This is a genomic window from Crocosphaera watsonii WH 8501 (assembly GCF_000167195.1).
Classification (GTDB): domain Bacteria; phylum Cyanobacteriota; class Cyanobacteriia; order Cyanobacteriales; family Microcystaceae; genus Crocosphaera; species Crocosphaera watsonii.
Genome location: NZ_AADV02000001.1, coordinates 665,584 through 679,727 on the forward strand (window position 1 = coordinate 665,584; position 14,144 = coordinate 679,727).

The 14,144-nt window shown below is 37.9% G+C and carries 15 protein-coding genes and 1 pseudogene; 8 read left to right on the forward strand and 8 right to left on the reverse strand.

The window, feature by feature from the left end; translation table 11 throughout:
* Positions 1 to 6: 6 nt before the first annotated feature.
* From CWATDRAFT_RS03300 to CWATDRAFT_RS32770, 4 genes are all read right to left on the reverse strand, one after another.
* Positions 7 to 444, reverse strand: a complete 438-nt coding sequence (locus tag CWATDRAFT_RS03300; protein WP_007309194.1) for a KH domain-containing protein — start codon at positions 442 to 444, stop codon at positions 7 to 9.
* Entirely contained in the window at positions 437 to 685 is a 249-nt protein-coding gene (gene rpsP, locus CWATDRAFT_RS03305) for a 30S ribosomal protein S16 (protein WP_007303654.1), read from the reverse strand. The genes CWATDRAFT_RS03300 and rpsP overlap by 8 nt, the downstream gene beginning before the upstream one ends.
* 75 nt (positions 686 to 760) lie before the next feature.
* Positions 761 to 3,184, reverse strand: coding sequence for a DUF3769 domain-containing protein (locus tag CWATDRAFT_RS03310; protein ID WP_412093192.1), 2,424 nt, complete (start codon positions 3,182 to 3,184; stop codon positions 761 to 763).
* Positions 3,185 to 3,393: 209 nt separating this feature from the next.
* The gene (locus CWATDRAFT_RS32770) at positions 3,394 to 3,510 is read right to left on the reverse strand and encodes a photosystem II reaction center protein I (RefSeq protein ID WP_007303656.1); all 117 of its coding nucleotides are present in this window, start codon (positions 3,508 to 3,510) and stop codon (positions 3,394 to 3,396) included.
* 197 nt (positions 3,511 to 3,707) lie between these two features.
* On the opposite strand from CWATDRAFT_RS32770, the gene ndhN reads away from it, so the two are divergent.
* The 6 genes from ndhN (at position 3,708) to CWATDRAFT_RS03335 (ending at position 9,481) form a co-directional block, all read left to right on the forward strand.
* The gene (gene ndhN, locus CWATDRAFT_RS03315; protein WP_007303657.1) at positions 3,708 to 4,184 is read left to right on the forward strand and encodes an NAD(P)H-quinone oxidoreductase subunit N; all 477 of its coding nucleotides are present in this window, start codon (positions 3,708 to 3,710) and stop codon (positions 4,182 to 4,184) included.
* A gap of 211 nt (positions 4,185 to 4,395) precedes the next feature.
* The gene (gene glgA / locus CWATDRAFT_RS03320; protein ID WP_007303658.1) at positions 4,396 to 5,868 is read left to right on the forward strand and encodes a glycogen synthase GlgA; all 1,473 of its coding nucleotides are present in this window, start codon (positions 4,396 to 4,398) and stop codon (positions 5,866 to 5,868) included.
* An 88-nt stretch (positions 5,869 to 5,956) separates the two neighbouring features.
* Complete coding sequence (locus CWATDRAFT_RS03325; RefSeq protein ID WP_007303659.1) at positions 5,957 to 6,886, forward strand: bifunctional riboflavin kinase/FAD synthetase; 930 nt, start codon at positions 5,957 to 5,959, stop codon at positions 6,884 to 6,886.
* 47 nt (positions 6,887 to 6,933) lie between these two features.
* Entirely contained in the window at positions 6,934 to 7,632 is a 699-nt protein-coding gene (locus tag CWATDRAFT_RS03330; RefSeq protein WP_232286962.1) for an ATP-binding protein, read from the forward strand.
* Positions 7,629 to 7,829, forward strand: coding sequence for a hypothetical protein (locus CWATDRAFT_RS39290; protein WP_007303661.1), 201 nt, complete (start codon positions 7,629 to 7,631; stop codon positions 7,827 to 7,829). Before CWATDRAFT_RS03330 ends, CWATDRAFT_RS39290 begins: the two co-directional genes overlap by 4 nt.
* 125 nt (positions 7,830 to 7,954) lie before the next feature.
* Positions 7,955 to 9,481 carry an IS5-like element ISCwa2 family transposase gene (locus tag CWATDRAFT_RS03335; RefSeq protein ID WP_007303662.1) on the forward strand — a complete coding sequence of 509 codons (1,527 nt, stop codon included), beginning with the start codon at positions 7,955 to 7,957 and terminating at the stop codon, positions 9,479 to 9,481.
* A 17-nt stretch (positions 9,482 to 9,498) separates the two neighbouring features.
* On the opposite strand, the gene CWATDRAFT_RS03340 is transcribed toward CWATDRAFT_RS03335, so the two are convergent.
* From CWATDRAFT_RS03340 to CWATDRAFT_RS03350, 3 genes and pseudogenes are all read right to left on the reverse strand, one after another.
* Positions 9,499 to 10,200, reverse strand: a complete 702-nt coding sequence (locus CWATDRAFT_RS03340) for a hypothetical protein (protein ID WP_007303663.1) — start codon at positions 10,198 to 10,200, stop codon at positions 9,499 to 9,501.
* Positions 10,201 to 10,221: 21 nt separating this feature from the next.
* Positions 10,222 to 11,004 carry a serine/threonine protein kinase gene (locus CWATDRAFT_RS03345; protein ID WP_007303664.1) on the reverse strand — a complete coding sequence of 261 codons (783 nt, stop codon included), beginning with the start codon at positions 11,002 to 11,004 and terminating at the stop codon, positions 10,222 to 10,224.
* Positions 11,005 to 11,369: 365 nt separating this feature from the next.
* A pseudogene (locus tag CWATDRAFT_RS03350) lies at positions 11,370 to 12,239 on the reverse strand (alpha/beta fold hydrolase).
* A 95-nt stretch (positions 12,240 to 12,334) separates the two neighbouring features.
* Here CWATDRAFT_RS03350 and CWATDRAFT_RS03355 point away from each other — a divergent pair.
* Both CWATDRAFT_RS03355 and CWATDRAFT_RS03360 read left to right on the forward strand, forming a co-directional pair.
* Positions 12,335 to 12,802, forward strand: a complete 468-nt coding sequence (locus CWATDRAFT_RS03355; protein WP_007303667.1) for a CYTH domain-containing protein — start codon at positions 12,335 to 12,337, stop codon at positions 12,800 to 12,802.
* A gap of 178 nt (positions 12,803 to 12,980) precedes the next feature.
* On the forward strand, positions 12,981 to 13,577 hold the full coding sequence (locus CWATDRAFT_RS03360; RefSeq protein ID WP_007303668.1) for a PEP-CTERM sorting domain-containing protein: 597 nt from the start codon (positions 12,981 to 12,983) through the stop codon (positions 13,575 to 13,577).
* A gap of 130 nt (positions 13,578 to 13,707) precedes the next feature.
* On the opposite strand, the gene tnpA is transcribed toward CWATDRAFT_RS03360, so the two are convergent.
* Positions 13,708 to 14,118, reverse strand: a complete 411-nt coding sequence (tnpA, locus tag CWATDRAFT_RS03365; protein ID WP_007303669.1) for an IS200/IS605 family transposase — start codon at positions 14,116 to 14,118, stop codon at positions 13,708 to 13,710.
* Between the last annotated feature and the right edge of the window lie 26 nt (positions 14,119 to 14,144).

Genomic DNA, 14,144 nt, shown 5'->3' on the forward strand with positions numbered 1-14,144 from the left:
GTTAACCTAGCTTGGGTTTGTCGGATTCTCTTGCCAACGAGAGCGAATGGATAGTTTAGGATCGCTTGGACTTTGGGAACGAGAACGACGGCGTACAAATTTGCGATTTGACTCAGAGCGTCGATTATAACTGGAACGTCCACTATTATCTTCGGACTCTTCGTATACTTCCAAATAAAGGGTTTGTTCCACCTGTTTAGCTGCGATCGCCAAAACATTTTGTATGGACTGAATATTTCGTCCTCCCCGTCCATAAATCCGCCCTTTGTCCCCTTCATCCACTGCCAATCTAATCCAAACTCGTTTTGTACTGGGAATTTCCTCGCAGTCGATCTTCAGGGAATCTGGAGAATCTAAGAGAGGTTCAATTAAAAATGAGAGGAGTTTTAAGTAATTAGGGGAGACAGAATAAGATAAATTAGAAGTGTCAATCGATTTAACCATTAACTTGTTCAAATACTTTTGCTTTTTCGAGAATACTCCGCACAGTATCACTGGGTTGCGCCCCTTGTTTGAGGCGAGTTACTATAGCCGGAACGTTTAATCGGGTTTCATCGGTTCTAGGGTTATAAAATCCTAGTTCTTCAAGGGGACGACCATCACGACGACTGGCACTATTAATGGCCACAATTCTATAACTGACTTCTCGTTTTTTGCCGTATTTTTTTAATCGTAACTTAACCATTTTGATTCTTTTGACTCCTAGTTAAAGCTTAGTTGTTTTTTGTTTGACTCGAACTTCTTATTATATCATGGGATTTTATCGCGGAACACCCTGAATAACAGGACGGATACCAGTACCATCAAACGGACCTGGATTACCACCCCAATTAAAGTCACTAATGCGAAGGGAAATCGACCCTACCTTTAGCACTGTATTATAACGGAGAAGAATGCTATAGGTCCGCCTACTGTACTCAAAATATAAATCCGTATTAATTTCTTGATCTGTATCAATGTTATAGGCACTTTGAACCCCAAATCGCAAAGGACCGTATAGTTGTTGGGTGATGCCCCAGGTTAGGGTTTTCAAATCAGCAAAACGATCAAAGAAAAAAGGAGATGGATCTCCCCGCAGTGCCTGACTAAAGCTGAGATTAAACCCGGTATAGTCCAGGAAAGGTCGGGAAAAATTACCAACCTGTCCAGATACACCAATGGTGCCTGAAAGGGAAGGTTGGGAGTCTCCGTTGCCATAGAGACTGGTAACACCAGTTACGCCAATAGATAGGGCTAAATAGGGTAACACTGGGGTTGATGTATATTTTAAGCCTTCTTCTGGAGTAGGAGGTAAAGCTTGGCCAAACCACAACAGGAAAGGTTTAAATAAAGACGCTGCTCCTTGAACTCTGGTTAAGCTCACACGACGATCATCTGAGTCGGAATTTAAAAGACTTTGGCGATCTGTCTCTGCATTAACGGTTTGAATTGAACCTTGATAGCTCACCTGTATTCCCGTTTCTTCGATGGGAATTTGAGGGGAAATTAGGAGTAACCCTACGCTGCTGCGAACGGTTTGAAACCCTAAAGAGCCATTAAAGAGGCGATCGCGATAGTTGTATTCCAATCTCACATCATAGGGAGCGATGGTTTCACCAAAACGGTACTGGACAAAGGTTTTTGTCCGCAAGCGATCTTCAATGTCCCCAAATTCTAGACTGGTTAGGGAGGTTCTCGAAAAAAAGGTGGTTTGTGGACTTAAATTAGCGTTAAATTCATTAACAAAACCCAGGGTAGGTGGACTAACTACGTCAATATCGTCCTTATTTTCCTCAAATAAATCTGTATTGCGATCATCAACCGTCAATCCTTCGGGGGAGAACCCTTTTTGTAGGTAATACTGAGGGGTCACTTGCCAACTGACAGTTTCGGTGTCGATGACATTAAAGCCCCTTTCTACAAAGAGACCTCCGCGATCGCGATCATCGTACCCAAAACCGATTACCCCAGGTTGGCGATCGCGTCGGTCGAAAATCAAACGATCTTGAGTAGGAAATGAATTAGCTTGATCGAGTACCACCCGTGAATTAGTCAATTTCAATTCATCGACTAAGGGGGCAATATTCCGATAAGTGGCCGTTTCTGCCCGTACTTCTACCTCGGGGGGAGAAAAGGGATCGTTGGTCAAACGAGCGTCTGTGGCCTGCCAACCTTCAGAATCGAATTCCATGCGATCGGCTTCAAAGCGAAGGCGGTTAATTTGCCTCCCGGCTCCTTGTCCGAAGTTGGCCCCAATATTCTGAGCATTTTCTTCTCCAAAGGAGACCCCAAAAGAATAACTGATACCTTGGGCTTGAGTAATGCGTTGTAGGGGTTGTTCTAGGGCCAGGCGTTCGTTGAGGGTTCGATTGGGAATTAAATTATTATCGACAGATGTGGGCAAAGTGGGAGAAAAGTCTTGACCTGTGGTAGGTTGATAAATTTCTCCATTGGCTTCAAAAATCACCCCACTATCTTGAACAAAATAATACTCGAATCTTTCTCCTCTTAGGGTTTGTTCTCCGCGATCGAGAACCACATTGCCTTCGGCTACAGCAAATTGATCCGGAAGGTTTATCCAGAGGCGATCTGCTAATAAAACCCCATTGGCAAAGCGCATGATTACTTTCCCTTCTGCATAAACTACTTCCCTTTCCGCGTCGTATTCCTGGCGATCGGAAACTAATTCGATCACTGGTACTACTTCACTGGGTGTAGCATTAGAATTTCCCACTTGTCCCTGAGCCAAATTTGAGGAGGGGGTGATGGATAACTCTAAGGGTTGCGTTTGCCTTCCTCGGGGTTTGAGGAGTAAACGACTGGATTTAACCCCTTGCCCCTTTAAGCGGATAGTCTTCGAGAAACCTTGTTGAGCCTTAGGTTTAAAGGGGGTTAACTGAGGCGAGCGCATTTTTCCTGTGGTAATGGGATCACCCAAAAGGTCTGCACTTTGTCCCCTATGAGGCAAGGGAGGGGTAACATCTTGATCAGAGATTGTTTCTGGTGCTGATAAATAAAATTCAACTACCTCTGGCGCAGAAGCAGGAACATCCTCTGCTAGTGGGAGGGTTACAGGTTCCTGTGACAACTCAGATGATAATTGGGCTAATAAACTTTTAGCATTGGTGATTTCTTTGGGTCTAGCTGGAGAATTTACCGAGGGGGTTCGTTGCTGTTCCTGATGGGGAGAAACAACTATTTCCATGGAGACTGGGACATTAGGTGGTTGAACGAATGGGGCCATCTTAAAATTGACAGTATCAAGCTCAATGGTTTAGTGGCTACCTGCAGCGTGATTAAATGGTACGAGACAGGGACGAGCCATATCTCGCCCCTATCGTTTTACTCACCTAAATTAACATATCTAGACTCGAGCTTATTGAATGAACACTTGTGACATCTGCACAAAAAGTTCTATTCAAAGTCCTTGCGTCCAGGGTTACGAGTGGGATCACTCGAAAGAAAACCAAAAATGAACAAGGCAGCAAAGAAGGCCACGACGATGTAAACAGCAACTTTTAAGGTTAGCATAGTATTTTATTCTCCTTAGGAAGGATTGATTCCGAAAAAATGTTAATAGTTCTTATCTGACTTTAACCCATAGATGGACTTTTTGTCTTGGGCTTAATCGATTTCAATCTTAATTATGGACTGAATCTTCTCCACATTGCTAGTCCTTCCCCTATAATCGAGAGGGAATATGTCAATATAATCGTTATATTAATAAGATGGCACTGTTAACCACGGGAAAAGGATTTGTTCGCGCACTAGAAAAGTCAGGTACATTAGGGGTTTATGCTCCCTTAGAAGGAGGGTATGAAGGACGCTATCAAAGACGCTTACGCACTAATGGTTATGAGAGTCTATCCCTATCTGCTAGAGGTTTAGGGGATGTGGGTGCTTATTTAATGGGAATTCATGGGGTACGGCCTCCCCATTTAGGAAAAAAGGACATTGCTCAAGATGCGGCAGTTGGCCCTGTATATTTCGTGCCACCCATCGCCGCTTATCAACTGGAAAGTTTATCTCCTCGCTCAAAAGGTCTAGTTTTATGGATTATAGAGGGTTATATTCTCTCCAAAGCAGAATTAGAATACTTAGTATCCTTACCTCAACAAGAACCTCGCCTGAAAGTTGTGGTTGAACTGGGGGGAGAACGATATTTTCGTTGGCAACCCTTAGAAGAGCTTTTTCTAGTTAGTTAAGAACAATAAAACTCAGGTGTCTTGACACTCCCACGGCTAGAAGCCTGTGGGATTAATGTATTATTAATACTATTACTTCTTAATCACACCAGTAGTGTTCTTAATGTAACCTATTTATTCTCTTGAAAAGAGTTGACACATTGCTTGTGGCATATTAAGAATTGATACAATAACCGATATAAATAAAGAGGGATCAAAGTAAGAAGCCATTATGTATATTGTCCAAGTAGCCTCGGAATGCGCCCCGGTCATTAAGTCAGGGGGTTTAGGTGATGTTGTTTTCGGGCTGAGTCGCGAACTCGAAAACCAGGGTCATGCTGTAGATGTTATTCTTCCCAAATATGATTGTATGCGTTATGACCATATCTCGGGATTACACCAAGCCTATGATGATTTATCAGTACCTTGGGGCAATGGCTCCATCCGCTGTACTGTGTTGGGTGGTAAAGTTCATGGACTTAACTGCTTCTTTATTGAACCTCATTCTAATGAGAATTTCTTTAACCGAGGCAAATACTATGGGGACAATGATGACAACTTACGCTTTGCTTTCTTTAGTAGAGCGGTTTTAGAATATATGTGTATGCACAATAAGCGTCCTGAGATTATTCATTGCCATGATTGGCAAACGGGACTGCTACCTGTGATGTTATTTGAACAGTATAAATATCGTGGCATGGATGGTCAACGGGTTTGTTACACCATCCATAATTTTAAACATCAAGGAGGGGGTAGTGTTGGTATTTTAGGGGCAACTCAGTTGAATAATGAGGGTTATTATCTGAGTCCCGATCGCCTCAAAGATAGCAGTATCCCCAATCATATTAATTTTATGAAGGCTGGCATCGTTTATTCTAATGCAGTTAATACAGTCTCTCCTCACCATGCTTGGGAAGCCCGTTTTAGCAATGAGGGTTATGGGTTAGGTCATACCCTTGCCGTTCATCAAGATAAGTTTAAAGGTATTCTCAACGGTTTAGACTATGAGGTATGGAACCCAGAAGTAGATGAGCATATTTCGATGCTCTTTGGTCCAGATGATTTTGAATTAAAAGACCTTAACAAAAAAGGATTACGAGAACGGCTATGGTTAGAGGAGAAAGATAGACCGATCATTGCCTATATTGGTCGTCTGGATGACCAAAAAGGAGTGGGTTTAGTTCTCCATGCTTTAGAGTACGCTCTGAGGCGGAGCGCACAGTTTGTTCTATTGGGATCAGCTACTTCTGACCACTTAAAAAATCTGTTTTGGCAGACAAAAAATCGTTTAAATGATCATCCTGACGTACATCTTGAACTGAGTTTTAATGAAGAATTATCCCATCTCATTTATGCCGGGGCAGATATGATGGTGGTTCCGAGTAATTATGAACCCTGTGGCCTAACCCAAATGATTTCCCTCAAATATGGAACTGTTCCCATTGTGCGTGGGGTTGGTGGCCTGGTTAATACAGTGTTTGACTACGACAATGACGAAAATCATCTGCCCGAAGAGCGCAATGGCTTTGTCTTCCATCAAACCGATCCCGGAGCCTTAGAATCAGCCATGCACCGTTCCTTAGAGCTATGGTACACCGATCGCCAAGCATTCAATAAATTAGCTATTCAGGGAATGCGTTGTGACTATTCTTGGCGGAAGCCCGTAGAACAGTATATTGAAGTTTATGAAACAATCAAAGCCTAATCACGGTTGATGTTTTCTCCTGTCATAACTCAATATTGAGTTATGACAGGAAGTTTTGTTGGTTTGAGTGAGGAATTAGTAGGTAATTGTGTGGGTAACATCATCAACTAGCAACGTTAAAACACCAACGGCCATTGCGTTGGGCAACTTTGACGGTATCCATCTAGGACATCGACAAGTTATCAAGCCAATTATAGAACTTGAGGCGGAGTATATCCCCACCCTTGTAACTTTTACTCCCCACCCTCAAGAATTTTTTACTGGTAAAACCAGACAGTTATTAACGCCTCTGACAGAGAAGGTCAAACGGTTAGAGTCTCTTAAGATCAGACAATTAGTGCGTTTACCTTTTGATAGCAGTCTAGCCTCTCTGGGACCACAAGCGTTTGTAGAAGATATTTTAGTCAAGCAACTTAATGTAAAATATATCAGTGTGGGACAAGATTTCCGTTTTGGCAAGGGGAGAGAAGGAAATGCCCAAATGTTACAAGAATTAGCCAACAATTTGGGAATATTCGTCTATATTACCAAGTTAAAAACTCTTGTCAGTGGAGAGAGTGGTTTACGCATTAGTAGTTCGAGAATTCGTCAATGTTTAGCTGTTGGCAATGTTAGACAGGCAAAAGAAATGTTGAGTTATCCTTACTCATTAGAAGGGATGGTAGTTAGAGGACAACAAGTGGGGAGAACTATCGGTTTTCCTACTGCTAACCTCCAAATTCCTGCCGATAAATTATTACCCCGTCGTGGGGTTTATTGTGTCCGTGTTATTTTAGCCACAGAAGAAGTAATTAAGGGTGTGATTAATATTGGTAGTCGTCCTACAGTCAATGGTCAAGTGCCAACAGTAGAAGTTCATTTGTTGGATTGGTCTGGAAACTTATATGCAACTTTCTTAAGAGTTCAGTTGGAAAAATTTTTACGCTCGGAGCAAAAATTTCCTTCTTTGGATGCTCTGAAAAACCAAATTACCCAAGACTGTATGATAGCTCGTCAAACACTAAGCCAGGATGTTTAGCATAATCGATAATAGGGTACTTCACAGTATTTTTTAGGAGGTAAGTTGTGAACGAAAAAATGGACTTGAGTGATTTTTCTATGTTGGATCTTTTTAGCTTGGAAGTAGAAACTCAAGGGGAAGTCCTCAACGATCGCTTAAATGCTTTAGAACAGTTTAGTTATCGTTCTTTTAATTTATCGGATCGTTTGTATAGAGAGGTGATTGGTACTCATATGCGTCCTTTTGAAGAAGGAGTGAGTAGTTTTCCCCGTATGGTTAGGGATTTAGCTAGACAGTTAAAGAAGCGGGTTAAATTAGAAATTATTGGTAAGTTAACTATGGTTGATCGGGATATTCTAAGGAAATTAGAAGCCCCTTTAACACAAATTTTACGTAATTCCATCGATCATGGGATTGAGTTTCCTGATGAGCGAGTTGCTAAAGGAAAACCCCCAGAAGGAACCATTCATTTAGAAGCAACCCATCGTTTCGGAATGTTATCTATTACCATTTCTGATGATGGTAAAGGGATTATCTTGGATAATTTACGAGAATCTATTGTCACAAAGGGTTTGGTAACAGAGGAAATGTCTCAGCAATTAAACGAAGCTGAGTTGATGGAATTTATTTTTCTACCCAACTTTTCTACAGCTAATCAAGTGACAGAAATTTCGGGTCGGGGTGTGGGCTTAAATATCGCTAAGACTATGGTTCAAGAAGTGGGGGTAATCTTCAGGCTATTTCTAAACCTGGACAGGGCATGAATTTCCATTTTCAACTGCCTTTAACTTTATCGGTTATTCGTACTTTATTGGTGGAAATTGCTGGAGAACCTTATGCTTTTCCTCTGTCTCGAATTGACCAAATTTTAACCTTGAATTTTGATGATATTCATTCCGTTGAAAATAGACAATATTTTAGCTTGAAGAATCAAAATATTGGCTTAGTTAGGGTTTGCTGAATAAAAGCAAAACCCTATTCTTTAAAAGGTTACACCCATATTCGCGATCGCAAAAAAGATCAGCTTTGTCGGCTACAAACCGCTATAATTGGTAGAAACACCTCCCAGTTGTTGGTCAAGAACAAATGTATCGAAAAGAGGAGCAACCTTTACCGCCCCCAGAAAAATTTGAATTACCTTTCGAGGGCAAATTGTCCCCCAATAATCGTTGGGTAATCATGGCAGAGTTGATACCTTGGGATGATTTTGAGGAAGAATATGCTAAACTTTTTTCAGAAGAAAAAGGTGCGCCAGCCAAACTATTTAGAATGGCATTAGGGACATTAATTATTAAGAAAAAATTAGGAACAAGTGATAGAGAAACTATAGAACAGATTAGAGAAAATCCCTATCTACAATACTTTATAGGTTTAAATTGTTATCAACAAGAGCCACCACTGGAATCTTCAATGCTAGTTCATTTTAGGAAAAGAATTGATGGAGAATTGATAAACAAAATCAATAAAAAAATAGTAAAAAGAGAAATAGACAAGAGTGATAAAGAAGTAAAAAAAAAGGATTGTCTCCAAGAAAAAGGAGAAAAAATAAAAAATAAAGGTAAACTAATTTTAGATGCGACTTGTGCGCCAGCAGACATCAAATACCCAACGGATTTAGGCATATTAAATCAAGCCAGAATTGAGACAGAAAGAATAATAGATAATCTTTATAAACCATTAAGAGTAAAATTGAGAAAAAAGCCGAGAACTTCTAGAATAATTGCTAGAAAGGAATACTTAAAAGTAGCTAAAAAACGAAAAGTATCTTATCAAGAAAGAAGAAAAGCTATCGGGAAACAGTTAAAATACCTTAAGAAAAATTTAGGAAATATAGAAGACTTAATTCAAGCTGGGGCTTCCCTGGAAAATCTGAGTAAAAGACAGAAAAATTGTCTAGAGACTATCAAAAAAGTTTATGAACAACAACAGTCAATGTGGGAGAATAAGACCCAGAGTGTTCCTCAAAGAATTGTAAGTTTAACTCAACCGCATATTCGTCCAATAGTGAGGGGAAAAGTAGGAAAACCAATAGAATTTGGAGCTAAACTCTCAGTAAGCTGTGTAGATAACTATGTGTTTCTAGACAAAATAAGTTGGGAAAACTTCAATGAATCTTGTCATTTAAAAGAACAAGTAGAAAAGTATAAAGAAACGTTTGGCTATTATCCCGAATCCGTCCATGTAGATAAAATTTATCGAACTAGGGAAAACAGAAATTGGTGTAAGGAAAGAGGGATAAGAATCAGTGGTCCGAAGTTAGGAAGACCTCCGAAAAATGTCAGTGAAGAAGAAAAGAAACAAGCCCACTCCGATGAATGCTTCCGTAATGCTATTGAGGGAAAGTTTGGACAAGCTAAACGAAGATTTAGCCTAAATCTCGTGATGACAAAACTCCCTGAAACCTCCATTACATCTATTGCTATTACATTTTTAGTTGTCAATCTTTGTAAACTTCTGAGGCAGTTTTTGTCGCTTTTTTTGTCCTTATTTACTAATAATAGAACAGGGGAACTCATCAAACCGCCTTTCATTAATTTTGATTATACTTTAAACAATTTTTATGTACTAAAACTTATTGATTTGTCAGAAAATTCTTGGTCAAAAGTGGCATAAATTTTGGAGAAACTTTTTCAGCAAACCCTAATTAAATAAGGATTAAACCCAATCTCAGCACTTATTCCTGTTAAAATACTGGTTGATATAATAGAAACAAAATATATAAATGTAGTAATATTATTAAAGCCTTTATTGAAAAAAATCTTTTTAATTTCATTGAAAATACCGATTATTCCGCCTACTATTACTCCCAAAAGTTCTCCTGAAATATATTCTTCTGTTGATGTTATGTAACCATCATTCCATACTTCAGGATATTGTTGAGTTAACCATATTACTAATAAAGTAATTAACCACGATATAACAATCAGACTAGTAGAAAAAATGCTTATAAAGCGATAGGGTGGAAAAATAATATTTACTTTTAATTTTGCAGTTTTTACCTTGACCTTTAACTTATAATTTTCCTCTTGAGCATTACTGATTAAAACAACTTCTCTCTCATAATATTGATCAGCTTTTAATTTACCAGTATCAACAATTACTTTACAATTAATATTATTTTCTTCAAATTTTTGTGGTAAAAAATGAATCCACGCGTGACTATTTGGTGTATGAGGAGGATCACTAGGATGAGGTAAAACAGACCATTTTCCTTGTAAAGTTGTTTCAGGAATAGGATTACTAACTATAATAGTTTTGCTTATTTTTTCTCCAACTTTATTAGCAATAAATTCTAACTCCGATGTATTAACATTAACTTCTGGTACTCGCATTACATAGAGCGGTTGCAATGCTTATAAAGCTATTTTTGCACTCTCATAACGGTTAGCTGGATTGGGTTCTACCATTTTTTCTAACCATTGAAGAAATCTAAAACTAAACTTAGATACCTTATCTTTAAAGGTAAATTTATTGCTATCAAAATCAACCAAACTACCAATATAAACAGATTTTGTTTTAGTTAGTAAACAAATTAATATTGCTCCCAAACTATATAAATCTGATGCTTCTGTTGGCTTTAAATTACGAATTTGTTCGGGGGGCATAAATCCCATTGTTCCCCCCATAATACTACTCAACGCCATTGTATTATCACCTATTCTCGCCAATCCAAAATCAACTAAATAAACATTAATATCATCATCAACTAAAACATTTTCGGGTTTAATATCCTGGTGAAAAATACCTGGTATTCTTTCTTCTTGTAAATAGACTAAAATTTCCAATAATTGAAAAACAATACTTTTAATTTCTTCAGGACTAAAACTACGAGAAATAGATAAATTTTGAGCATTTTTATATTCTTGGACTAAACAGAGACCATTCCCAGGATCAAATCTTTGTAAATATTTAGGAATTCCTGGATGATTTAATCCTTGTAATACCTCAATTTCTCTTTCAATCGCTTTATAACTATTCCAATCATCACTTATAGCAAAACGAAACTGTTTAATAATTACAGGGGTTTGGGTTGCTATGTAAATCCCTTTATATGTTATTCTTCCCCCTTGTATATTATGGCTAAGTTGTTCAATAACTTGATAACCCTTCGCACTAAAATCAGGAAAATTAGTCATGATTATAACGTTTATTATGGTAATTACTTTGATTTTGTCAGGAGTCTTTTTAAAATCCTAACACATACATTATAGTTAGGAAGTTAAAGAGATTCTTCGTACCTCACCAATGACAGTGACAGATTCACACAATGTCCTAACTAATTTTTGTCCTCCTATAGCAATCACTAATCAGTTGTGAGAATTAAGGGAATGCTGATCCCCCCTAACCCCCCTTATTAAGGGGGGATATCGAGGATCTCATGAATCATTTCTGATTGCTATATATTCTAAACATTTTGCATTGAGAAATCAAGAATATTAATATTTAGATACATTTACAATAAATGAAAACACATCTTAAATTTTCTTTTTACTTTACCTAATTATTGGCAAAATATGTTAATAAATTGATAGGTTTTTTCTGGTGCTTCTTCTGGTAAAAAATGTCCACAATTTAAGGATTTTCCCTGAACATTTATGGCTCTTTTTTGCCAACTTTCAATCACATCATATTTCTTTTCAATAACTCCTTTATTTCCCCATAAAACTAATAAAGGACATTCTATTTTTTTCTCAATATCTTGGCGATCGTGTTCTAGATCAATAGTAGCTGATGCTCGATAATCTTCACAAGTTCCGTGAACTGTTTGAGGATCACGAAAACATCTTAAATATTCTGCCATTGCTTCTGGAGTAAACGCAGATTCAGTTTTACTCCAACTTTGTAAACAATGAGTTAGAAAAAAGTCAGGATTATTATTAATTAAAGTCTCAGGAAAGGGAAAAGGTTGAATTTAAAAAAACCAATGATAATAAGCACTAGCAAATTGTTGATTTGTTGTGGTATACATTTGATAGGTGGGAGCAATATCTAATAAAGGTAATTTTTTGACTTTATGGGGATAATCTAAACTTAAACGGTGAGCAACCCTTCCCCCGCGATCGTGTCCTACTAGGTAGAATTCTTCATATCCTAATTGACTCATGACTTCTATTTGATCTGCTGCCATAACTCGTTTAGAATAGTTAGAATGGTTGGCCGTTCCTGATGGCTTATCACTGTCTCCATAACCTCGTAAATCAGGTATGATGACAGTAAAATTCTCAGCTAACTTCTCAGCAATTTTATGCCACATCACCCCGGTTTGAGGATAACCATGTAATAATAACATTGGATACCCTTTTCCTCCTTTTAGTAGATTAATTTTGACCTCTGAAGTTTGTATAACTAGGTTTTTAAAATTGGCAAACATTGACATAATATTTGTTGAAAGAGTAACTTTATGGTAGGTCAAATCAGGTCTAAAAGGTTGATAATATTAAGATTCTTTACTTTTGGTTGACAATTATGAGCGTTGAAATTGAGCGTAAGTTTTTAGTAATTAATGATAATTGGCGTTCTTTAGGACAGGGAAAAGTTTACAAACAAGGTTATATTGGAACAGCAGATAAAATGACAACTATTCGAGTCAGAATAATTGGAGAAGAAGCTTATTTGACTATTAAAAGTAAAACAGAAGGAATCAGTCGTAACGAATTTGAATATCCTATTCCTTTAGAAGATGCTCAAATAATCCTAGATACTTTGTGCGATCGCCCTTTAATTGAGAAGATTCGTTATAAAATTGACTACGATAATTTAATCTGGGAAGTTGATGAATTTAAAGGAGAAAATCAAGGACTAATCCTAGCAGAAGTTGAGTTAGAAAACGAAAATCAAACGATAAATATTCCTGACTGGGTGGGAGAAGAAGTCAGTCATGATCCAAGATACTACAATGTCAATTTAGTCAAGCATCCTTACCAAACATGGTAGATAATATGACTTTTCTCACGATCAGATACAGGTAACACCAGCCTGCTGTATAGCAAACTTCATAAATTGAAACAACGAGACATCTACCGAATTTCAAATTCTTATGTTTCAATGGACTTGCTTGGGATAGTTGAATTCACTTAAGTCCTATCTTAATCAATCTACAAAGGAGAGAAAAATGAATTATAGAATTCTTTTTAGTCTTAGCGTTGGCATTTTGGTAAATTTGCTCCCTCTAAACAAAGCTCGTGCTATAACCGTACCCTTCCATCGAGAATATGTTGACGTTTCCTTGCAAGGGATATTCAGCGCAAATGATGATAATAATGACCAAATTATTTCTCCCAATGAGGTGACATCCTTTTCTGCTAGTTTTACTAATGACTATGGTTTACTAGGGGAGATCACTGCTGAAGAGGCAAAGTCTATCGACCTATTTGAGTACAAAATAGATGAAACAAATGATTTGGCCTTCCGAGTTATAACCACTGGGAGAACATTGCCAAATCTTCCCAATGACATTAATTTACAATTCGATGTGGACTTTCAGAGAAAAGGTAGTCGTGATGATTATTGCAATGATTCTTCTGAGTTAGACATTTTTCGGGATGGAGATGCTATTGCTGAACTTTGCGATCCTAACGGTACTGGAATAACTAAAGCTATTCCACAGGTTAGCACCAGTAATAACTCTAACACCCAGGTTCCAGAACCCACTTCTATAATCGCCTTATTAGGTTTAGTTAGTTTGGGTACAGTTTCCAGATTTAGCTAACCGCCGAGAAGCCCCGCACTATAAACGAGGGGGATTTATCGAACCGTAGGTGAGTACCCCCGATGTTTTAGTGTCGGGATGATAGGCGGTAAAAAGGGAGGGTTCGATGCCCTCCCTTTTTACAAATAATTTATTGGGGCTTATCTTGTCCTTCAATGTATTTTTTAAGAACTGATATAGTAACACCACCACATGAAGCAATAAAATAAGACTCATTCCATAAAACCTTTTTCCAATATATCTTGTTAAGGTGTTCTGAATATTCTTGTCTAATTTTACGACTCGAAACAGACTTAATACTATTAATAAACTTGGGTAATTCCATTTGAGGATAGTATTGGAAAAGAAGATGAACATGGTTGGATTCTCCATTAAATTCAATCAGCTTACAATCCCATTTTTTACACAAGTCAAACATAATTTCATGTACACGCTCAATCATTTCTCCTGTAAAAACATCTTTACGGTATTTGGTAGTTAATACTAAATGTGCTTTTAAGTCAGAGACCGACCTACCACTGGAAACAAAATCTTTATTCATTGACACTCCCAGGATAAATAGCTATA

Bases quoted from the DNA above. Each gene is read 5' to 3' on its own strand.
- CWATDRAFT_RS32770 (WP_007303656.1), bottom strand. From the start codon at position 3,510: ATGCTAACCTTAAAAGTTGCTGTTTACATCGTCGTGGCCTTCTTTGCT.
- CWATDRAFT_RS39290 (WP_007303661.1), top strand. From the start codon at position 7,629: ATGAATTTCCATTTTCAACTGCCTTTAACTTTATCGGTTATTCGTACT.
- glgA (WP_007303658.1), top strand. From the start codon at position 4,396: ATGTATATTGTCCAAGTAGCCTCGGAATGCGCCCCGGTCATTAAGTCA.
- CWATDRAFT_RS03345 (WP_007303664.1), bottom strand. From the start codon at position 11,004: ATGACTAATTTTCCTGATTTTAGTGCGAAGGGTTATCAAGTTATTGAA.
- CWATDRAFT_RS03355 (WP_007303667.1), top strand. From the start codon at position 12,335: ATGAGCGTTGAAATTGAGCGTAAGTTTTTAGTAATTAATGATAATTGG.
- CWATDRAFT_RS03340 (WP_007303663.1), bottom strand. From the start codon at position 10,200: ATGCGAGTACCAGAAGTTAATGTTAATACATCGGAGTTAGAATTTATT.
- CWATDRAFT_RS03300 (WP_007309194.1), bottom strand. From the start codon at position 444: ATGGTTAAATCGATTGACACTTCTAATTTATCTTATTCTGTCTCCCCT.
- CWATDRAFT_RS03335 (WP_007303662.1), top strand. From the start codon at position 7,955: ATGTATCGAAAAGAGGAGCAACCTTTACCGCCCCCAGAAAAATTTGAA.
- rpsP (WP_007303654.1), bottom strand. From the start codon at position 685: ATGGTTAAGTTACGATTAAAAAAATACGGCAAAAAACGAGAAGTCAGT.
- CWATDRAFT_RS03360 (WP_007303668.1), top strand. From the start codon at position 12,981: ATGAATTATAGAATTCTTTTTAGTCTTAGCGTTGGCATTTTGGTAAAT.
- CWATDRAFT_RS03310 (WP_412093192.1), bottom strand. From the start codon at position 3,184: ATGGAAATAGTTGTTTCTCCCCATCAGGAACAGCAACGAACCCCCTCG.
- tnpA (WP_007303669.1), bottom strand. From the start codon at position 14,118: ATGAATAAAGATTTTGTTTCCAGTGGTAGGTCGGTCTCTGACTTAAAA.
- ndhN (WP_007303657.1), top strand. From the start codon at position 3,708: ATGGCACTGTTAACCACGGGAAAAGGATTTGTTCGCGCACTAGAAAAG.